The organism is Myxococcus sp. SDU36, assembly GCF_030168875.1.
Classification (GTDB): Bacteria; Myxococcota; Myxococcia; order Myxococcales; family Myxococcaceae; genus Myxococcus; species Myxococcus vastator.
In genome coordinates this window covers 7,795,406-7,815,408 of sequence record NZ_CP077414.1, presented here as the reverse complement: position 1 = coordinate 7,815,408, position 20,003 = coordinate 7,795,406, and the positions used below count along the sequence as shown (strand labels likewise).

13 protein-coding genes are annotated in these 20,003 nt (G+C 69.8%); 9 read left to right on the top strand and 4 right to left on the bottom strand.

Features of this window, described 5'->3' with window-relative positions:
• Positions 1–118 precede the first annotated feature (118 nt).
• From KGD87_RS31895 to KGD87_RS31885, 3 genes are read left to right on the top strand one after another with little or no spacing between them, the layout of a single operon-like run.
• Positions 119–2,155: a LodA/GoxA family CTQ-dependent oxidase gene (locus tag KGD87_RS31895; RefSeq protein ID WP_284664721.1), complete on the top strand. Its 2,037-nt coding sequence runs from the start codon at positions 119–121 to the stop codon at positions 2,153–2,155.
• A complete protein-coding gene (locus tag KGD87_RS31890; protein ID WP_284664720.1) occupies positions 2,152–3,318 on the top strand; it encodes a tryptophan 7-halogenase in 1,167 nt (388 codons plus the stop codon). The genes KGD87_RS31895 and KGD87_RS31890 overlap by 4 nt, the downstream gene beginning before the upstream one ends.
• Positions 3,315–6,452: a hypothetical protein gene (locus KGD87_RS31885; protein ID WP_284664719.1), complete on the top strand. Its 3,138-nt coding sequence runs from the start codon at positions 3,315–3,317 to the stop codon at positions 6,450–6,452. The genes KGD87_RS31890 and KGD87_RS31885 overlap by 4 nt, the downstream gene beginning before the upstream one ends.
• A gap of 116 nt (positions 6,453–6,568) precedes the next feature.
• Here the strand turns inward: KGD87_RS31885 and KGD87_RS31880 are convergent, their stop codons facing one another.
• From KGD87_RS31880 to KGD87_RS31865, 4 genes are all read right to left on the bottom strand, one after another.
• Positions 6,569–7,585 (bottom strand): hypothetical protein, encoded by a 1,017-nt coding sequence (locus tag KGD87_RS31880; RefSeq protein WP_284664718.1) that lies wholly within the window; start codon positions 7,583–7,585, stop codon positions 6,569–6,571.
• Between the two features lie 168 nt (positions 7,586–7,753).
• On the bottom strand, positions 7,754–8,809 hold the full coding sequence (locus tag KGD87_RS31875) for an ABC transporter ATP-binding protein (protein ID WP_284664717.1): 1,056 nt from the start codon (positions 8,807–8,809) through the stop codon (positions 7,754–7,756).
• A gap of 66 nt (positions 8,810–8,875) precedes the next feature.
• The gene (locus tag KGD87_RS31870) at positions 8,876–9,475 is read right to left on the bottom strand and encodes a DUF2378 family protein (RefSeq protein ID WP_284664716.1); all 600 of its coding nucleotides are present in this window, start codon (positions 9,473–9,475) and stop codon (positions 8,876–8,878) included.
• A 66-nt stretch (positions 9,476–9,541) separates the two neighbouring features.
• Entirely contained in the window at positions 9,542–11,002 is a 1,461-nt protein-coding gene (locus tag KGD87_RS31865) for an ATP-binding protein (RefSeq protein ID WP_284664715.1), read from the bottom strand.
• 176 nt (positions 11,003–11,178) lie between these two features.
• Between KGD87_RS31865 and KGD87_RS31860 the strand changes: the two genes are divergently transcribed.
• From KGD87_RS31860 to KGD87_RS31835, 6 genes are all read left to right on the top strand, one after another.
• Entirely contained in the window at positions 11,179–12,144 is a 966-nt protein-coding gene (locus KGD87_RS31860; protein WP_284664714.1) for a PLP-dependent cysteine synthase family protein, read from the top strand.
• A 78-nt stretch (positions 12,145–12,222) separates the two neighbouring features.
• A complete protein-coding gene (locus KGD87_RS31855) occupies positions 12,223–12,630 on the top strand; it encodes a hypothetical protein (protein ID WP_284664713.1) in 408 nt (135 codons plus the stop codon).
• A gap of 127 nt (positions 12,631–12,757) precedes the next feature.
• On the top strand, positions 12,758–14,128 hold the full coding sequence (locus tag KGD87_RS31850) for a TolC family protein (protein WP_284664712.1): 1,371 nt from the start codon (positions 12,758–12,760) through the stop codon (positions 14,126–14,128).
• On the top strand, positions 14,125–15,858 hold the full coding sequence (locus tag KGD87_RS31845; protein WP_284664711.1) for an efflux RND transporter periplasmic adaptor subunit: 1,734 nt from the start codon (positions 14,125–14,127) through the stop codon (positions 15,856–15,858). Before KGD87_RS31850 ends, KGD87_RS31845 begins: the two co-directional genes overlap by 4 nt.
• Positions 15,845–19,045, top strand: a complete 3,201-nt coding sequence (locus KGD87_RS31840; protein ID WP_284664710.1) for an efflux RND transporter permease subunit — start codon at positions 15,845–15,847, stop codon at positions 19,043–19,045. The genes KGD87_RS31845 and KGD87_RS31840 overlap by 14 nt, the downstream gene beginning before the upstream one ends.
• A 119-nt stretch (positions 19,046–19,164) precedes the next feature.
• The gene (locus KGD87_RS31835; protein WP_284664709.1) at positions 19,165–20,001 is read left to right on the top strand and encodes a peptidoglycan recognition protein family protein; all 837 of its coding nucleotides are present in this window, start codon (positions 19,165–19,167) and stop codon (positions 19,999–20,001) included.
• Positions 20,002–20,003 lie beyond the last annotated feature (2 nt).

Here is a 20,003-nt window from a genome sequence, read left to right as displayed (position 1 = left end):
GACAGCCCCCAAAGCCAGTCTTCGCGCGCAAAAAGCACACGCCACCTGGAATCCCCACACAAGCCTTTCGGGGAATGTGCCTTGCACCCCCTCCCGGGACACCGCGAGGAGCGAAGGCATGAGCCCAACCTATAAGATTCACCCGGCGATTGGCGTGGCCCGCGTCGGAGACAGCGAGGAGTACTACCTGGGCCCGGAGGAGGCGGGTGGCCTTCCGCAGGAGGTGAGTGGCGGGGATGTCACCGTCTTCCGCGATGGACAACAGGCCATGCGGAGGCAGGCGGCGCGTTTTCAAATCCACGCCTACGACTCGCCCGGTGCGAACGGGCGCCGCATCCAGCCCGGTGAAGGCGGCGTCAAGGACATCCGCTGGACGGTCCACCTCGCCAACAAGAAGGCCGCCTGGTACGAGTTCCAGCAGCAGCTGGGCGCAGACGGGAACTATCAGCCCCAGGGCACGCCGCCCACGCCGCACCCGCTGAGAAACCCGCGCGTCGAGGGCGCCGCGCGCGCCAGCCTCATCATCGACCCGGGGCCGCGCACCGTCGCCTGCCGGGGCAGCCAGGGCCTGCCCACCACCGCCGACTTCGGGAAGGACGCGCCTGGCGGCTACGCCACCTCCTTCCCCCCCGCGAACCTCCTCCCCGAGAACAGCGACATCACCACGCTGGGCCAGCTCATCGTGGATGGCCAAGGCGCTCTCCACGCGCTGGGCGGCTACGGCAAGTCCGGCGCCTCCACGCACTACGACCTGACCTCCGGGCTGCTTGAGAACTGGAGCGACGCCGGCACGCTCAACCTGAAGGGCGCGACGCAGTCCATGGTAAAGGACCTCCTGGACGCGCTGAAGAGCATCGCGGACATCGGCTACGACACCCAGCAGGACTTCGACGCCGCCGTGGACGGCGTGCTCGCGAACCCGGCGCTGAAGCTATCAACGGACCAGGTCGCCCAGGCCCGGTGCATCATCCGGAAGGAGGCCCACGCCCAGCCACGGCTGGATGTCTACGCCAACAATCCCTTCTGGTGGGACGACGTCTCGGACGGGCCCGTCACCGCGACGCTGGTCATGGATGACGACAGCGAGCACGAGGTCGACTTCCCGGCCTGGATGTTCGTGGGGCCCCCCGCCTACGCCCCCCAGCTCCTCAACATCATCAGCCTCTACGACACGCTCTTCGACACGTTCGTCCGGGAGCGGAACCTCCGCCCCGACATCTGCCAGGGCGGGACGTTCAACGACACGTACACGCCCAACTTCCAGGCGGACATCCTCCCCATCCTGAGCCGGCCCGCCGCCTACGAGTGGGTCTCCGACGTCGGCCCCCTGGGCAATAGCAAGCACGATGCCTTCGAGGCGGGAAAGCTGCCGCCGCGCTTCATGCAGCACATCCGGAAGCCCTCGGACGTCAACGTGCCCACGCCCGACCTGATGCCGAAGATGGCCGGAGACAACCCCCTCACGGACTACGTCCCCCGGACGTTCCTGTCCCTCACGCAGACGCAGTACTTCTTCCTCCAGCAGTACAGCCAGGGGCGCGTCGACCACGGCCCCCCGCCGCCTCCCGCGTCCGACGGCGCGCGGCTGGACCGCGCGGTGCTGGACAACTGCGTGGGCGGCGCCTTCTGCCCAGGCATCGAAGTGACGTGGATTGCCCGGGACGCGAACTTCTTCATGGAGGACCCGGCCGCGGGCATCCGCTTCAAACACCGCGCCCTGAGCGGACACGGACTCCAGTGGGACACCAACCCGCATGACGGCCTGGGCCTGGAGCCCGGTGATGCCAGCAAGTACATGGCGCAGCCCTGGCAGGCCGACTTCAACGAGTGCTCCAACCAGCCAGTCCAGGGGACGTCGCTGTGGTGGTGGCCCGCGCAGCGGCCCTACTACGTCAACTACCTGGACGAGTCCGGACAGTGGCAACAGGGCTACTGGACGCGGCCCGAAGACAGCAACTTCGTGAAGGACGAGGACATGGTCTTCCACTGGAAGAGCCTGGGCTTCATCCTCCGGAGGTCGGATGCGCCGCAGGCAGCCCGGGGGCCGGAGTCCGGCCCGGGCATGCCCCCCCCGCCCCAGTTCATCGAGGTGGAGCGGACGTACAAGCCCGGCGCCACCCCGTCTCCCAGCGCGCCGAAAGCGGGCGCCGCGTGAGCGAGCCCACTTGCGACGTGGCCATCATCGGCGGTGGACCCGCCGGCACCGCGATGGCCATCGCCCTGAGAGACCGTGCGCCGTACCTCTCCGTGACGGTGCTCGAGCGCACCACCTACGACACACCCCGGCTTGGCGAGACGCTGCCGCCGGACGTGCGTGTTCCCCTGTCGCGGCTGGGCGCCTGGAGCTCCTTCCTCCGCGATGGACACCTCGCGTCGCGAGGCACCTCCTCGTGCTGGGGCCACCCGGAGCCGAGCTTCAACGACACCCTGATGTCGCCGTGGGGCTCCGCCTGGCACCTGGACCGGACGCGCTTCGACGAACGGCTGAGCCTCGAAGCCATCCAGCAGGGCGCGCACGTCCAGCGCGCGACGACGCTGCTGAGCGCGGAGCGCCTGGGACGAGATGGCTACCGGCTCATCCTCTCCCGGCGTCACGTGGGGCCCTGCACCCTGCGGGCGCGCTTCGTCGTGGATGCCACGGGGTGGAAGGCCCCCTTCGCCACGGCCCAGGAGGCGAAGCGCTGCGTGGCGGACCGCTGCTTCGCCGTGTTTGGCGCCTTCCAGGTCCAGGACGGCGAGACGTTCTCCACCCACGCGATGGTGGAGTCCTGCGCGGAGGGCTGGTGGTACTCGGCGCTGCTCCCCGGCGGGCGCGTCGTCGTCGCCATGGTGGGAGACGGAGACTCCCTGCGCGGCCTGCGCTGGGCCACGCCCGAGCCCTGGATGTCCCTGCTGCGGCAGGCCCCGGCCACCCTGGCCCGGCTCCAGGCGTGTGACTTCACCGGCGACGCGCTCACCGCGGTGCCCGTCCTCGTCAGCGAGCTGGACCGGATGCATGGCGAGCACTGGCTCGCCGTGGGTGACGCGGCCTGCACCTATGACCCGCTGTCCTCCCAGGGCATCACCAAGGCACTGGACAGCGCGCTGCTGGCCGCCGACGCCCTGGAGCAGCACCTGCGCGGCGCCCCCCATGCGCTGCGAGCCTACGAGGCCACGCTGCACGAGCGCTTCCAGGAGCACCAGCGCACGCGCGGCCACTACTACCGCCAGGAGCAGCGGTGGCCTGACGCCCCCTTCTGGAAGAACCGGTGCGCGGCCCTCCCCCACCCCCTCCCCTCCGTCCCACCGTCACGCCATGTCCCCGAGGTGAACCCATGAAGACACAGTCTCCACGCCACGTGAGGGCCATCGGCGGTGCCGTGGGCCTGGTCGCGGTGGCCGTCGCCGTCTGGCATTGGGGTGGCGGCGCCACGACGGAGCCGCCCGTGCGAGCCACCGCTGACGCCTCCGCCGACGCCGCCACCAGCGCCGTCACGTCAGACGGGCTCGTCCCGCCGCCGTACCCCGTGTTTCCTCGCGGGAATGTGCTGACGCGCCCGCTGGACGAGTCCAGCCCCGAGGCGCAGGCGTTCCTCGACTTCTACACGAAGCAACTGGGCGTCCAGCTCCCCCGCATCAGCAGCAAGGACCTGCTCAAGCTCCCCAACCGGAGCCTGGACATCGCCCACAACGGCCTGGAGCTCGGCAGCGGGCAGTTCAACTCCTCGCTCGTCTGTCAGTCCTGCCATGACACGGACTGGAAGGCCCAGGGCCTGGACCTGCCGGAGATGGCGTTCTGGCAGCAGCATGGGGTCGACAGCCTCTGGGAGGAGGGCAGCCCCAACGCCATGAAGCTGGCCGCCAACTGGTCCCTGTTCGGCGACTGGAGCGGCTCCATCAAGGCCCTGGCCGGCAGGGACCCTGTCTTCCTCGCGCAGGTGGAGACGACGCGCGGCCTCTCCCCCCACGCGCCCGCCAGCGTGGACAACCTCTGCTTCCGGTGCCACTCGCCCCCGGCCCAGCGGGAGGCCAATGGCAACAACCTCTCGTTCGACCACCGCTTCCTCTATTCAACCCCGGAGGGCTCGGCCTACGACAACACGCAGCCAGGCGACCCCTACACCCAGGCGAAATACGCGACCTACGGCGCGCTGGGGCGCGACGGGCTGTCATGCAGCGTCTGCCACTCCATGGCGCCGACGCAGGGGCAGCCCTGGAACGGCACCGACTACACCCTCTTCTACGGGGATGGCGACAACTCCATCTACGGCAGCGGCGTCGCGGGCCGGCTGGTGAACCAGAGCGACAAGGGCACCGTCACGCCGCCGCCCTACCCGTTCACCTCCTCCATGAACCTGCGCCCGGGCGCCGTCGTCGGACCAGACACCCAGTTGAACACGACGCCCATGGCGGCGGCGGGCCTCAGCCTGGAGACGGCCGCGAGCGTGAGCGGCCACACCTACCTGCGCGACTCCACCGTCTGCGGCGCCTGCCACGTCGTCATCTTGCCCAAGGTCCCCAGCAACTACCGGCCGGGCATGCTCATCTCCGAGGCGAAGAGCGGCTACGAGCGCCCCGTGAGCTGTCCGCCCGGCCAGAAGACCTTCGACCCGAAGGGAGACTTCCTCAACGACCCCTGCGTCGCGCTGGCCTACGAGCAGACGACGTACTTCGAATGGCTCAACAGCGACTACCCGGAGGGCAACACCACCTGCCAGAGCTGCCACATGCCGCTCACGGCGCCCGCCTCGCCCCACGACAAGCGGGTGTTCGTGGCGCAGTACAACGACGACCTCGCGCCCTACTTCGTCGGCAGCCCCGACGCGGTCTCTCGTGACTACAACCGGCACACGCTGCTGGGCATCAACCTGTTCGTCCACGAGATGTTCCAGCAGTTCCCGGACGTGCTCGGCCTGGACTTCTACCTGGCGCCGGACTCGCGCGTGCCGCCCTTCCTTCAGTCCCCGGAGATTCGCAACCGCACGCCCAACCTGGTCCTCAATCCCGGGGCGGAGCAGCAGCCGCTCGTGGGCTGGAGCCCCAGCGGCGCCATCACCGCCGTGCAGTCGCTCACGGGCGCCCAGGGGCAGCCCGTCCACCCGAGCCATGGCCAGTACTTCTTCCAGCTCGGGGAGGGCCAGGCGACGCTGGACCTCACCCTGTCCGGAGACCAGGCCCGCTGGGTGGACCAGGCGGGCGCGAAGGCCCACGTCGTCTGGGGCTCCACCGCGTACTGCGACCGCCTCTCCTGCGGACAGTTGACCCTCCAGGCGCTCGATGCGCAGGGCGTCACGGTGGCCACGTCCGCGCCGCTCCAGGCACCCGCGGGGACGTCAAGCTGGCTGCCCCTCCGCGCCACGCAGCCCCTGGCCACGGGCGTCCGGAAGCTGCGGCTGACCTACAGCGCGCGAAAGGGCGAGGCGCTGATGCTGGATGACCTCTTCCTCTTCGTGCAGCTCCCGGATGGAATCACCGCTCCACTCACGGACGCGCCCCGCGACTACGTGTTCGCCAACAACCTGCTCAACGCCGAGCAGTCCATCCTGGACCTCGCCTATGGCACGGCGCAGGGCACCTACAACCCGGAGCTCCCCGCGGCGCAGCTCCTGCCCGGCGCCTACACCACGGACGCCACGACGCTGACGGTGCCCGTCCAGGTCCTCAACAACGCGGGCCACAAGTTCCCCAGCGGCGCCGGCTTCCGCAGGGCCTTCATCCAGTTCGAGGTCCTGGACGCGCAAGGCCAGGTGCTCTGGGCCTCTGGACAGCCCAACGCCCAGGGCGCCATCTGCGACGGGGCCTGCACACAGGATGGGAACAACATCCTCGCCAGTGAGTTCACGAGCGACCCCTCCCAGCTCCAGCCCCACTACCAGCGCATCCAGCGGCAGGACCAGGTGCAAATCTACGAGGTCCGCGCCATTGACGACGCGAAGCAGGTCACCAGCCTGGAGCTCCAGCAGTTCAAGGAGGTGAAGGACAACCGCATCCTCCCCGTGGGCTGGAAGCCCCCGAGCCTCCGCCAGGACGGGGACGTGCGGTTTGGCTTGAGCCTCCAGCAGCTCGCCCGGCTCACGGAGCCCTTGAGCACCATCCTCGGCCCTGATGACGACAGCATCAAGAGCGACCCGGACTACCCCAATGACACGAAGGCCCGCGCCGCCGAGGGCGAGGACAACCTGGTGTACCAGGTCCCCCTGTCCGAGATTCCCAACTGGGCGTCCATCCGGCTCCGCCTGAACTACCAGAGCATCCCCCCGGGCTACCTCGGCGCGCGGTTCAAGAACGCGCTCCAGGACGACCAGGGCGCGCAGCAGGAGCCGGGCCCCGCGATGAAGCGGCTCATCTACATGAGCAGCCACCTCAACATGAAGACGAACCCCGGTGAGAAGACCTACGGCCCCAACCAGCCCACCGAGGTCCTGACGAACTGGTCCCTGGTGCTCAGCGAGACGCGCGTACCGAAACGCTGAATCCAGGCGCGGCGTGGCCGGTGTGGCTCCACGGGTCCACGGCCGCCGCGCGAAAAGAAGCGGCCACCGGCGGGAGTGCCGGTGGCCGCGAGGACAACGCCGCGCTGAGCCCTGGCTCAGCGGAACAGCAGGGTGTGAGAGCCCAGGACGACGCCCCGCTTACCGTCCAGCTCCTCGCAGCGCTTCGGAGACAGCTTCAACTGCTGGGGCGTGAAGAGCCGGTGATACAGGCGGTGGTCCTCGGAGACGAACTGCGTCGCCTTGAGGGTGATGCTCATCCCCGGCAGGGCCGACTTGCCGTTCGGCCAGTAGGAGTAGTCGATGTCCGTCTTGTAGTTGGCGGGCACGAAGCAATCGATGCCGGTGTGCCAGTTGTAATTGCCCTGGTCGTCCTGCAACGACTGCCCCACGTCCTGCTTCGGCAGGGCGATGAGGGGCGAAGGGCCGGGGGTCCCCGCCGAGAAGGCCACGCTCGCGCCCTGCGGGACGTTCGTGCAGAAGATGTCGAAGGAAATCGTCGCGGCTTCGGTCCCCTGCGCGTACTTCAGCCCCAGCGTCGTGTAGTCCGGGCTGCCCGCATCCACGATGGTGACGTTCCGCCAGCCGAACCCCGGGTTGTTGATGATGAACTCCGACAGGTCCGTGACGCTTGACGCATCTGGAATGTCACTGGGGTGCTCGCTCGTCACCACCCGCGAGACGAGGCAGTGGTGGTCCGCCGAGTCCGGACGCCAGACGAAGGGGTTGTCCGTCACCGCAATCCCGCCGCCGTCCGCCTGGATGACATTGAGCCTGTGATTGTCGACGTTCTTGTCGCTGGTCTGCAGCTCGTTGTCCTTCCACAGAAAGGGATACAGGAGCAGGTTGGCCGGCAACGCGTACAGGCACACGCTCCCGGAGTTGCTGGCACCCGCCAGGTTCTTCGCGCGCAGGTAGATGTAGTTGTCGGCATCCTTCACCAGGTTCTGCCCCACATCGTTCGCGTAGTTCTCAGCGAAGAACTGCTTCGGATTCCGCGTGGGGAGGGTGCCGTAGGGGATGATGTCCGGCGACGTATACGCCGGCAGCGGCGAGGGCATCTGCCCTACGTCCTCGAGGTTGGTCCGGAAGAACAAGTCGTCGTAGTTGCTCATCTTGGCGGGTCCTTGGCTTGGGTGGCATTCGCGCGACAGCGCGACAGCGCGCAATGCACCGCCCAAGCCAGCCCCCGGAAACCCTATCCGCCCCAAAACACTGCGCGGCCACGCCTGGCTCCGGCGGCGCCAGGTGTCATTGACGCAGCCCACGCGCCTCCTGACGCGTCAGAAAATCCAGAGGCGCTCTTTCGGGAACGCGAGCGTGTACGCGCCAGGCGCCAGTGCTTCGCGCGTGCTGGCGCGCAGCGTCTGCCCTTCGACCTGGAACTGGTGCTCCCAGCGCCCGCCCACGTAGAGGGAGCTCGCCAACGTGGCGGGGAGCCGGTTCTCCCCGGGCCCGGAGGCCAACTGGAGCGCCTCCACGCGGATGACGCCCGTGGCCGTGTCGTCACCAGGGCCGTCTCCCCGCGGCTGCCCCCACAGCGACTGGCCGCCCACTTGAAGGCGCGCCTCGCCGCCGCGCCGCTCCACCACGCGGCCTGACAGCGTGTTGTTCACGCCCATGAAGTCGGCGGCGAAGAGGCTCCACGGCTCCGTGTAGAGCTGCTCGGGCGTCCCGTCCTGCACCATCCGCCCACCGTCCAGCAGCATGATGCGGTCGGCGATGGCCATGGCCTCCACCTGGTCATGGGTGACGAAGAGCGCGGTGAGCCCCAGCCGCTTGATGAGCGCGCGAATCCACACGCGCGCCTCCTCCCGCAGCTTCGCGTCCAGGTTGGACAGCGGCTCGTCCAGGAGCACCAGCGGCGGCCCGTAGACGAGCGCCCGCGCCAGCGCCACGCGCTGCTGCTGCCCACCGGAGAGCTGGCTGGGGAAACGGTCGGCGTAGCCCTCCAGGCCCACGCCCTGGAGCACCTCGCGCACGGCCCGGTCCACCTGCGCCCGGGACTGCCTGCGCAGCCGCAGGCCGTAGGCCACGTTGTCGAACACCGTCTTGTGCGGCCACAACGCGTAGGATTGGAAGACGAGCCCCAGGTCACGCCGCTCCGGCGGCAGGTTCACCTTCGCCGCCGCGTCGAACACCGTGCGCTCACCGATGTGGATGCGCCCGCGCACCGGCGTCTCCAAGCCGGCCACGGAGCGCAGCAGCGTGGACTTGCCACTGCCGGAGCGTCCCAGCAGCGCCACCACCTCTCCGTCCCGGAAGTCGGCGGTGATGCCCTTCAGGATGTCATTCGCGCCGAGCCGGACGTGGACGTCCTCGACAAGCAACCGGGCCATGCCGTGACTTTCCTTCCGGACGGGGAGCGCGTCCAGCCCGGGGTCCGTCGTGGCGGCGCGCCCGCCTCAGTGAACGCCACGAGGACCGGCACCGGCCACGGGCGCCCGGCTGGCGGCCTTCGTCCAGGTGACGCGGAAGGTGGCCGCCGTGCCGTCGAAGGCGATGGGCTTCACGTCCACCTGCCCCGCGCCCGCCGACCGCAGCGTCTCCGCCAGGAAGCCCGCCGCGAAGTCCGGCGTGTCCGCCGTGACGTCCTTCATCCACAGCGTGGCGCTGTCCTGCGTGGACTCTTCCACGCGGACCTCGTTGAAGTTGTTGCCGGCGCGGATGTTGTACGGCACCCGCTCCAGCGTGCGCCGCGGCCCCAACTGGGTGACGAGCGACAGGCTGGCCCGGCCCACCGACGTCTGCCGGAAGCCCTGGAGGAAGCGCGCGCCCAGCGCGAAGCTGGCCTCGTGCGGAGGCAGGGCCGGGAAGACATCCTGCCCCGCCACGCGCAGGAAGGCGCGCCACTGCTCCAAGGTGTACTGGGGGCGCAGCGGCTCCGACAGGTCGAGCCCCGCCGCCTTCAGGCGCTGCCGCCCTTCACGGGTGAGGTACGGCCCGAGCGCTCGTACGAAGAGGGCTTCCACGGACTGAGCGAAGATGAGCTTCTCTGACGCCATGCACGGAAGGTGGTGGCGGCAACCCCCAAGCGGGAGTCATGAGGTGCGCCAAACGTCAGCTGGTCATCATCGTGGCAACCGGATGAGGAAGGTCGTGCCTTCCGTCGCACTGGAGGCCACCTGCGCGTCCCCGTCGTGCGCCCGGACAATCTGCCGGGTGATGTAGAGGCCCAGCCCCAGGCCACCCGGCGCGCCCTCGTCACCGGCGGCGCGCCGGCCCCGGCGCCAGGCACCGAAGACGTGGGGCAGGTCCTCGGTGGGGATGGGCGTGCCGCGGTTGTGGATGCGCAGCACCACTTCGCGCTCGGAGCCCTCGGCGCCTACCCACACGGCGCTCTCCGCGGGGCTGTACTTCAGCGCGTTGGCCACCAGGTTGCCCACGGCCTGCTCCAGGCGGTCGGCGTCCCACTTCCCCAGGCCCTCGCCGCGGCACTCCAGCCGCACCACCCGGCCCGGATGGCTGGCGCGCAGCTCGTCCACGGTGCGGCGCACCACCCCGAACACGTCGCACGGCGAGCGCACCACCGGAATGCCGCCGCCCAGCCGCGAGCGCGCGAAGTCCAGCAGCTGGCGAATCATCCGGTCCATGCGCTCGGCGCTGGTGAGGATGCGCTCGGTGAGCATGCCCTGGCGCTCGTCCAACGTGCCCTTGCGCCGGAGCTGCTGCGCGGACATGGACAACGCGTTGAGCGGGTTGCGCAGGTCATGCCCCAGCATGCCGATGAACTGCTCGCGGAACTCTTCCGCGCTGCGCGACTCCGTGACGTCCCGCAGGGAGGACATCACCGCCAGCACCTCGCCGCCGGCCCCCAGCGCGGGCGACAACACATAGTCGAAGTACCGCGGGCCCCGGTCCGACTCCAAGGCGATGGTGCCTCGCTGCACCTGCCCCGTGCGCAAGGCCATCCGCACCTGTTCGATGTACGGCGTCAGCGCCGAGTCCGCGGCCTGCATCTCATCCAGCGTCCTCCCCGGTGCATGCACGACGTGGCTGCCCCGCGCCGCATACAGGGACTGGTTGGCCGACAGGACGCGCCCCGTCTCGTCATAGAGCGCGATGGGGTCCGCCGCGCAGGAGATGGCCAACTCCAGGAGCTGGCGCTGGTGCGCCACCTCGCGGGACAGCACCTTCACCTCGCGCTCGGCCTGGCGCAGCCGGAGCAGCGCGTGAACCTGGGCCACCAGCTCCTCCGGATCCACCGGCGCCACCAGGTAGCCGTCCGCGCCGCGCTCCAAGCCCTGCGCCCGGTCCCCCGGCCCCACGGCCTGTGCGGACAGGTGGAGCACCAGGACACCCTGGGTGCGAGGCTTCTCCTTCAACTTCCGGCACACCTCCAGGCCGCTGATGTCCGGCAGCCGCACGTCCAGGATGACGAGGTCCGTCTCCTCGTTCGCCAGCGCGAGCGCCTCCATCCCGGAAGCGGCGTCCACGACGCGGAAGCCCGCGAGCCCCAGCACGCGAGAGGTGACGTAGCGGCTGGCCGCGTCGTCGTTGACGTTGAGGATGAGCGCGGAAGTGGGAGGCATACGGGGGGTGTGCGAACCAGGCTCTTTCGTAGCCGCGCCTCCGCCTGAATGCCAGATGTTACGGACGCCCCCAGGGGGACTGGCGGGGCGGGCAGACAAGCGACTGACTGTCCAGGAACTCAGCAAAAAGTTCATGGCCGGTGCCGGACGCGCCGTTTCGCGATAGGGAAGGCCCCATGCGCCCTCCCTGTCGCCCTCTTCCCGCGGACGGCCGCTTCCTCCAGGCCGTGGGTCCCACTCCGCTCGTCCCCGTGCGTCTCCACGAGGAGGGCCCCACCATCTGGTGCAAGCTGGAGTTCCTCAACCCCAGCGGCTCCACCAAGGACCGCATCGCGCGCTACATGTTGGAGAAGGCCTGGCGCCAGGGAGAGCTGGTCTCCGGCGGCGAGGTCATCGAGGCGTCCAGCGGCTCCACGAGCATCGCTCTGGCGCTGGCCTGCGCCCAGATGGGCCTGCGCTTCACGGCGGTGATGCCGGAGGGCGTCACCGGGGAGCGCATCCTCACCATCCGCGCCTATGGCGGTGACGTGATTCTGGTGCCGCGCGACGCCGGCGTGCATGGCGCCATCGTGAAGGCGGCCGAACTGGCGCGTGAGCGCGAGGCCTTCGCGCCCCGCCAGTTCGAGAACCCGGACAACGCCGAGGCCCACCGGGTGTGGACGGGCCAGGAGATTCTGTCGCAAATCCCGGGCGGGCTGGTGCACGGCGTGGTCAGCGGCGTGGGCACGGGCGGCACCGTGGTGGGCCTGTACCAGGCCTTCGCGGAAGCAGGCTGTCCGGTGACGGCCTTCGTGGCGCGCCCCATCGCCGGGCTGGGTTGCGACATCGAGTGTTGCAGCTTCAGCCCCCGCGTGCCGGGTGTGGTGGATGGCATGTCCCGGCTGTACCGCGAGGCGGACATGCCGGGCCGCGTGGAAATCGACGTGTCGGACGACGTGGCCATGAGCACCGCCAGGGCGCTCATCCGCCGCGGCTTCCCGGTGGGGCCGTCGTCCGGCCTCAACTACGTGGCCGCGGTGGAAGCCGCGAAGCGACTGGGTCCAGGCGCGCAGGTGGTGACGGTGTTCCCTGACCGCATGGAGCGCTACTTCTCCACCGAGCTCATCCAGCCCAAGCCCGTGCCAGCACGCGGCGCGGCATGAGTTGAACGGGAATGGCGTGACGCGCGCGGAGTTGCATGCTCCGTCCCGCCGCGCTATCTGCCTGGCAAGCCCACGGTCATGCTCCTCCGAGTCCTGACATTGCTGGTGGTCCTGGGGCTGCCTCCCATCGCGGGGGCGGCCGAGGGGCTGTTCCATCTCTGCCAGGGCACGGTGAAGCTGGACCTGACGTGCGCCTGCCACCAGGCGAAGCGGGCGAAGGCCGCGAAGGCCGCCCCGGAAGCGGGCATCCATGCCGACCACCGCGACTGCTGCGGCGAGCTCGCCGTGCGGCTCCCGGCGCCGGAGCCCGTCACCTCGAGCTCCGGACCTTCGTGGACGCTGACGCCGCTGGCGGTGCTTCCCCAGGCCGTCGCGGTGGTGCCACCGGCGCCCGAGTCCCTGCCCACGTCGTGGGTGCGCATCCGGGGCGTGCACCGCGCCACCGCGCCACCGCTGTACCTGCGGCACTGCTCCTACCTCATTTGAGACGTCCGGCCCGCATGCGCTGAGGCCTGGCGGGTGGACGTGTGTCCACCGGCCGGATTCCGCCCGCCGCCGGTGACGTCCTTCTCCCGGCGACAGGCTCGTATCCCGTCATCTGGAGCAGGAAGTCATGTCGTCCCATGGAACCTGGAGGCGGTCCGCCACGCGGGCCGTGCTCGCCACCGGCGCCGCCGTGTGGCTGGGCCCCGGCGCGGCCGGAGCCAATGAGCAGCGGTATCAATCCCAACTCGAAGCCGTTGCCCGGCAGGCACCGGAGGCCCAGGCACCAGCGCCCTTCACGCGTGTGAGTGTGCTGGAGCGCGCGGAGCTGGTGCGGCAGGTGCTCGCGCGCAACCCCTCGCTGGAGGCGGCGCGTGAGGCCTGGCGCGCCAGCCTCGAACGCTACCCGCGTGAGACGGCGCTCGAAGACCCGAGGCTGTCCTACGGCGTCGCGCCGCTGAGCATCACCGGCAGCGCGCGCTTCGGGCAGTCCGTGGAGCTGAGCCAGCAGCTCCCCTTCCCCGGCAAGCGCGGCCTGCGGGGCGAGATGGCCCTGGCGGAAGCGCAGGCGATGCGCGAGGACCGTGAGGCCCTGCGCCTGCGCCTGGCCCTCATGGCGTCCACGCTCTTCGATGACTTGTTCGTCGTGGAGCGCTCGCTCGCCGTCACCGAGGAGCACCTGCGGCTGCTCGAGCAGCTCAAGAAGAGCGCGGAGGCCCAGTACGTCACCGGCCGCGCCTCGCAGCAGGACCCGCTCCAGGCGGAGGTGGAGCTGAGCGAGGTGCTGCGCGAACAGGTGATGTTCGAAGCCGAGCGCGAGCGGCTGCGTGCCCAGCTCAACGGCCTGCTCCACCGCTCGCCCCAGGCCCCGCTGCCGCCGCTGCCGGAGGTACTGCCCGCGCAGGCCGCGGAGTCCATGCCCGCCGAACGGCTGCAAGACGAAGCGCTGCGCCTGCGGCCGGAGCTGGAGGGCCTCCGGGCCCGGCTCGGTGGAGGCGAGGCCGCCGTCCAGCTCGCGAAGCGAGACTACTACCCGGATGTCATGGTGATGGGTGAGTACAACTCCATGTGGATGGACACGCCCCACCAGTTCATGGCGGGCGTCACCCTCAACATCCCGCTCGACTTCGGCAAGCGGAAGGCCGCGGTGCGAGAGGCCGAGTCCGGCCTGAAGCGCCTGCGCCGGGAGGAGGAGCAGCTCATCTCCGACATCCGCGTCGAGGTGGAGCAGGCGCGCTCGCGTGCCGAGGAGACGCGGCGCGTGGTGGCGCTCTTCCAGGAGCGGCTCGTCCCCGCGGCGAAGGACCAGGTGGCCGCCGCCCGCGCGGGCTTCGAGAGCGGCAAGAACAGCTTCCAGGTCCTCATCGAGGCGGAGCGCGGCCTGCGCCGCGTGGAGCTGCGTGAACAGATGGCCCTGGCGGACGTGCAGCGCCGCCGGGCGGAGCTGGACAGGGCCATGGGCCACACCCCGGGATTGCCCCGGAACGGAGAGACGCGATGAGCCCCCCGAACCGCCGCCGCATCGCCCCCTGGCTGGGAATGCTGGCGCTCGCAGCGCTCGCCGTCGTGGCCTGGAGGCCCCTCGTGAGCTGGTTCTCCGGCGCCACGTCCCACACCGGCACCGCGCCCGCCACGCATGACGCTCACGGTGGCGCGGGCACGCCCCTGCCCGACGCCGCCTTGGAGTACACGCGCGCGGCCTTCGAGTCCTACGAAGCCGCGCGGGCCCTGCTCGCGCAGGACGCCATGGACGGCCTCGCGGCCAGGGCCGGAGAGCTGAAGGCCGCGCTCCAGCAAGCCGCCGAGGCCGCGCAAGGTGACGGCACGCCGCTGACGGCCTGGCTCCAGCAGGGCGTGGACGCCGCCTCGCACCTGGCTTCAGCGAAGGACGCCGAGGCGGCGCGCCAGCACTTCGCGCGCGTGAGTGAGGCGCTCATCGCCCTGGCGTCCGCCGACCCGCGACTCCAGGAAGGCTGGCACGTCTTCGAATGCCCCATGGTGGACGGGGTGAACCAGTGGCTCCAGCGCGAGCCGAAGCTGGAGAACCCGTACATGGGCCGGCGCATGCTGGCGTGTGGCACCCCCAGCGAGTGGCGCGCGTCCGCGCCCACTGGTGCGCACGGCGAGGGCGACATCGCGCACTACACCTGCCCCATGCACCCGTCCGTGAAGCAGCACGGGCCGGGCGCTTGCCCCATCTGCGGCATGGACCTGACGCCCGTCAGCCGCGCCGAGCTGGAGAGCGGCATCATCCGGGTGGACGACCTGCGGCGGCAGCGCATCGGCGTGAAGACGGCGACAGTGGCGGAGGCCCCCATGGACCTGTCCCTGCGCGCGCTGGGCCGCGTCACCTTCGACGAGAAGTCCTTGGTGGACGTCACCCTCAAGCTGGACGGCTACATCCACGAGCTGCGCGTCAACGCCACGGGCGAGCCGGTGAAGAAGGAGGACGTCCTCTTCACGCTCTACAGCCCGGAGCTCTACGCCGCGCAGCAGGAGTACCTGCTGGCGCTTCAGAGCCAGAGCGCGGCCAACGCGTCCCTCGTGGGCGCGGCGCGCAAGCGGCTGGCGCTGTGGGGCCTGTCCTCGGCCCAAATCGAGCGCGTCGCCCAGCGAGGCCAGCCGGTGGAGAACATGCCCTTCCTGGCGCCCGCCAGCGGCTACGTGCTGGAGAAGAACGTGGTGGAGGGCGCGGCGGTGAAGGCCGGTGAGCGCCTGTTCCGCATCGCTCCGCTGGCGAAGGTGTGGGTGGAGGCGGACGTGTACGAGCAGGACCTGGCGCGCGTGAAGCCGGGCCAGCCGGTGGAGGTCACCCTGCCCTACCTGCCTGGAAAGAAGTACCCGGGCCGCGTCGGCTACGTGTACCCATCCCTGCAAGGCGCCACGCGCACGGGGCGCATCCGCATCGAGCTGCCCAACCCGGAGCTGGAGCTGAAGCCGGACATGTACGCGGACGTCCGCTTCCTCCTGCAGGGCGGCGCCCGGCTCCAGATTCCCGACTCGGCCGTCATCTACACCGGCCCGCGCCGGCTGGTGTTCGTGGACCTGGGCGAGGGACGGCTGCGGCCCCAGGAGGTGAAGCTCGGCCTCAAGGGACAGGGCACCTACGAGGTGCTGGAGGGCCTGTCGCCCGGCGACGTCGTCGTCACCAGCGGCAACTTCCTCATCGCGGCGGAGAGCCGCATCCGCTCCGCCACGGACTCGTTCGGAGGAAGCCATGCAGCCCACTGAGCACGGTGAGCAGGGCCCCATCGGCCGCCTCATCAGCGCGTGCGCGCGCAACCCGTTCCTCACCGTCCTGCTGGTGGGGGCGCTGGCGGCGTGGGCCGTCCACGCGGTCCGCGGCACCCGGCTGGACGCCATCCCTGACCTGTCCGACACGCAAGTCATCGTCTTCACGGAATGGATGGGGCGCGGTCCCGACCTGGTCGAGGACCAGATTACCTACCCCATCTCCTCCTCCCTGCTGTCGGCGCCGAAGGTGAAGGCCGTGCGGGGCCAGTCCATGTTCGGCATGTCCTTCGTCTACGTCATCTTCGAGGACGGCACGGACATGTACTGGGCGCGCAGCCGCGTGCTCGAATACATGGAGACGGCGCGCGGCCGCTTGCCCGCGGGCGTGACGCCCACGCTGGGACCGGACGCCACCGGCGTGGGCTGGGTGTTCGAGTACGCGCTCGTGGACGAAAGCGGCAAGCACTCCCTGGCCGACCTGCGCAGCCTCCAGGACTGGAACGTGCGCTACGCGCTGTCCAGCGTGCCGGGCGTGGCGGAGGTCGCCAGCGTGGGCGGCATCGTGAAGCAGTACCAGGTGCAGGTGGACCCCCACCAACTGCGCGCCTACGGCGTGACGCTGGGCGAGGTGACGCGCGCCGTCCGCGAATCCAACGAGGACGTGGGCGGCCGGGTGCTGGAAATCGCCGGCCACGAGCACATCATCCGCGGGCGCGGCTACATCCGCTCCACGCAGGACATCGAGACCATCCCGCTGAAGGTGAGCGAGGACGGCACGCCGGTGCTGGTGCGCAACGTGGCCATGGTGAGCCTGGGGCCGGACATCCGCCGGGGCGTGGCGGAGCTGGACGGCAAGGGCGAGGTGGCCGGCGGCATCGTCGTCATGCGCTACGGGGAGAACGCGCTCACCGTCATCGAGGCGGTGAAGGAGCGCCTGGAAGAGGTGCGCGCGGGCCTGCCGGAGGGCGTGGAGCTGGTCGTCACCTATGACCGCTCGGGACTCATCGAGGAGTCCATCGCCACGCTCAGCCGGGCGCTGGTGGAGGAGATGCTGGTGGTCAGCCTCATCATCTTCCTCTTCCTGATGCATGCGCGCAGCGCGCTGGTCACCATCCTCACGCTGCCGGTGGCGGTGCTGCTCGCCTTCATCCCCATGTACTACCAAGGGCTCACCGCCAACATCATGAGCCTGGGCGGCATCATCGTCGCCATTGGCGCCATGGTGGATGCCTCCATCATCATCGTGGAGAACATCCACAAGAAGCTGGAGACGTGGGAGGAGGAAGGCCGCCCCGGTGAGCGGCGCGAGGTCATCATCTCCGCGATGCAGGAGGTGGGCCCCTCCATCTTCGGCACGCTGCTGGTGCTCACCGTCGCCTTCCTCCCTGTCTTCACGCTGGAGGCCACCGAAGGCCGGCTCTTCAAGCCGCTGGCGTACACCAAGACGTACTCCATGGGCTTCGCCGCGGTGCTGGCGGTGACGCTGACGCCCGCGCTGGCGGTGCTCTTCATCCGCGGGCGCATCCGTCGGGAGGACGAGAACCCCATCAACCGCTGGCTGGTGGCCCTCTACGCGCCGGTGGTGCGCTTCGTGGTGCGGCACGCGAAGGCCGTGGTGGCGCTGTCCGTGGTGGCCATGGCGCTGACGGTGCCGGCCTTCATGCGGCTGGGCCATGAGTTCATGCCGCCGCTCAACGAGGGCGCCATCCTCTACATGCCCACCTCGCCGCCGGGCATGTCCATCACCGAGGCCACGCGCATCCTCCAGTCCATGGACGCGCAGCTCAAGCGCCTTCCAGAGGTGGTCAGCGTCTTCGGCAAGGCGGGCCGCGCGGAGACGCCCACGGACCCGGCGCCGTTGTCCATGTTCGAGACGACGGTGGTGCTCAAGCCGAAGTCCGAGTGGCGCAAGGGCCTCACCTGGGAAGCCCTGCTGGCGGAGATGGACGAGACGCTCCAGTACCCCGGCATGCCCAACATCTTCTGGATGCCCATCCAGACGCGCACGGAGATGCTGGCCACCGGCATCCGCAGTCCGCTGGGCATCCAGGTGTTCGGGGATGACCTGGGCACGCTGGAGCAGACGGCGGTGGCGATTGAGAAGGCGGTGGCCCAGGTGCCCGGCACGCGCAGCGCGTTCGCGGACCGCGCCACGGGCGGCTTCTACGTGGACATCGAGGTGAAGCGGGAAGCGGCCGCGCGCCTGGGCCTGGGAGTGAAGGACATCAACGAGGTGGTGCTGGGCGCCATCGGCGGGGAGAACGTCTCCCAGACGGTGGAGGGCCGCGAGCGCTACCCCATCAGCGTGCGCTACGCGCGTGAGTACCGCGACAGCCCCGAGCTGCTGAAGGAGGTGCTGGTCCCCACGCCGGGCGGCGCGCAGGTGCCGCTGGCCCAGGTGGCGGACGTGCGCTTCGTGCAGGGCCCGCCCATGATTCGCAGCGAGGGCGGCAAGCTCGTCACCTACGTCTTCGTGGACACGGGGCGGCCCATCGCGGACTACGTGAAGGACGCGAAGGCCGCGGTGGCGCGCGAGGTGAAGACCCCCACCGGCGTGCGCGTGGAGTGGAGCGGCCAGTTCAAGTACTTCGAGCGCGCCACCGAGAAGCTCAAGGTGGTGATTCCCGTCACCCTGCTGCTGGTGTGCCTGCTCTTGTACTTCAGCACGAAGTCCGTGGTGGAGACGGGCATCGTCCTGCTGGCGGTGCCCTTCAGCCTGATTGGCGCGGTGTGGCTGCTGTACCTGCTCGACTACAACATGAGCATCGCCGTGTGGGTGGGGCTCATCGCGCTGGCCGGGCTCGACGCGGAGACGGGCGTGGTGATGCTGCTCTACCTCACCCTGGCCCATAAGAAAGCGGACCAGGCGGGCCGGCTGCGCTCCATGGCGGACCTGACGGAGACCATCGTCGATGGCGCGGCGCGGCGCATCCGTCCCAAGCTGATGACGGTGATGACGGACATGATTGGCCTGCTCCCCGTGCTGTGGAGCACCGGCACGGGCGCGGACGTGATGAAGCGCATCGCCGCGCCGCTCGTGGGCGGACTCGTGACGTCCTTCCTGCTCGAGCTGACCGTGTATCCAGCCCTCTTCGCCCTCTGGAAGCGGCGCCACCTTCCCCAGGAGCAGCCCGAGGAAGGCACGGGTGAGCCGCCTCTGCCCGCCAACCCTCAAGCAGCCTGAAAAGTTGCAACACGACTGAATCAAATCAGTCAGGTTCGACCCCGGGAGTCACGCAACTCCCGGGGATTGGGCGCCGATAATCGGGGCAGATTCACGCAGCCCTCCCCCCGGAAGCCCTCATGAGCCTTCGCCTGCCCCCGCTCTCCTCCGTGTTCCGCGCCACTCAGGCGCAGGCCCCTCGCACCGCCGCCGCCGCGGCCGCCACGGTCTCCGCGCCGCCCGCGGGCCTGCGCAAGGGCGACTCCGGGCCCAAGGTGAGGCAGCTGCAGGACGCGCTCGTGAAGGTGGGCTACATGACGAAGGCCCAGGTGACCACCGGTCCCGGCACCTTCGGCCCGCAGACGGAGGCGGCGGTGAAGAAGTTTCAGGCGGACCACAAGCTGCCCACCACCGGCTTCTACGGCGACCTCACACACGCGGCGCTGAAGAAGGCGCTGGGCACCAGCGGCCCCACCACGCCGGGCGGCACGTTCACCAAGCCCGCGGTCATCAACGCGCCCTCGCCGAACCAGAACTCACGCGGCGGGACGAAGATTGACACCATCGTCATGCACCACACCGCGACCAACAACGGCGCGGGTGACCTGGCGTGGATGCGCAATCCGCAGAGCAAGGTGTCCGCACACTACATGGTGGACCGCGACGGGAAGATTTATCAGCTCGTCGGCGACGACAAGCGCGCCTGGCACGCGGGCAAGGGCGAGCTGCACGGCGTGCCCTCGGACATCAACAGCCGCTCCATTGGCATCGAGCTCGTCAACGACGGCAGCGGCAAGACGCCCTTCACCGAGGCGCAGTACAAGTCGCTCACCCAGCTCACCGGCTACCTGAAGCAGCAGCACAACATCCCGATGAAAAACATCGTGGGCCACGCCGACGTGGCGGTGCCCAAGGGCCGCAAGAACGACCCGGCGCCCAACTTCGACTGGAACCGGCTGCGCAAGGGAATCTCCTGACA

Excerpts from the sequence above, each read along its gene's own strand:
- KGD87_RS31895 (WP_284664721.1), top strand. The coding sequence starts at position 119 with ATGAGCCCAACCTATAAGATTCACCCGGCGATTGGCGTGGCCCGCGTC.
- KGD87_RS31885 (WP_284664719.1), top strand. The coding sequence starts at position 3,315 with ATGAAGACACAGTCTCCACGCCACGTGAGGGCCATCGGCGGTGCCGTG.
- KGD87_RS31880 (WP_284664718.1), bottom strand. The coding sequence starts at position 7,585 with ATGAGCAACTACGACGACTTGTTCTTCCGGACCAACCTCGAGGACGTA.
- KGD87_RS31875 (WP_284664717.1), bottom strand. The coding sequence starts at position 8,809 with ATGGCCCGGTTGCTTGTCGAGGACGTCCACGTCCGGCTCGGCGCGAAT.
- KGD87_RS31870 (WP_284664716.1), bottom strand. The coding sequence starts at position 9,475 with ATGGCGTCAGAGAAGCTCATCTTCGCTCAGTCCGTGGAAGCCCTCTTC.
- KGD87_RS31865 (WP_284664715.1), bottom strand. The coding sequence starts at position 11,002 with ATGCCTCCCACTTCCGCGCTCATCCTCAACGTCAACGACGACGCGGCC.
- KGD87_RS31860 (WP_284664714.1), top strand. The coding sequence starts at position 11,179 with ATGCGCCCTCCCTGTCGCCCTCTTCCCGCGGACGGCCGCTTCCTCCAG.
- KGD87_RS31855 (WP_284664713.1), top strand. The coding sequence starts at position 12,223 with ATGCTCCTCCGAGTCCTGACATTGCTGGTGGTCCTGGGGCTGCCTCCC.
- KGD87_RS31850 (WP_284664712.1), top strand. The coding sequence starts at position 12,758 with ATGTCGTCCCATGGAACCTGGAGGCGGTCCGCCACGCGGGCCGTGCTC.
- KGD87_RS31845 (WP_284664711.1), top strand. The coding sequence starts at position 14,125 with ATGAGCCCCCCGAACCGCCGCCGCATCGCCCCCTGGCTGGGAATGCTG.
- KGD87_RS31840 (WP_284664710.1), top strand. The coding sequence starts at position 15,845 with ATGCAGCCCACTGAGCACGGTGAGCAGGGCCCCATCGGCCGCCTCATC.
- KGD87_RS31835 (WP_284664709.1), top strand. The coding sequence starts at position 19,165 with ATGAGCCTTCGCCTGCCCCCGCTCTCCTCCGTGTTCCGCGCCACTCAG.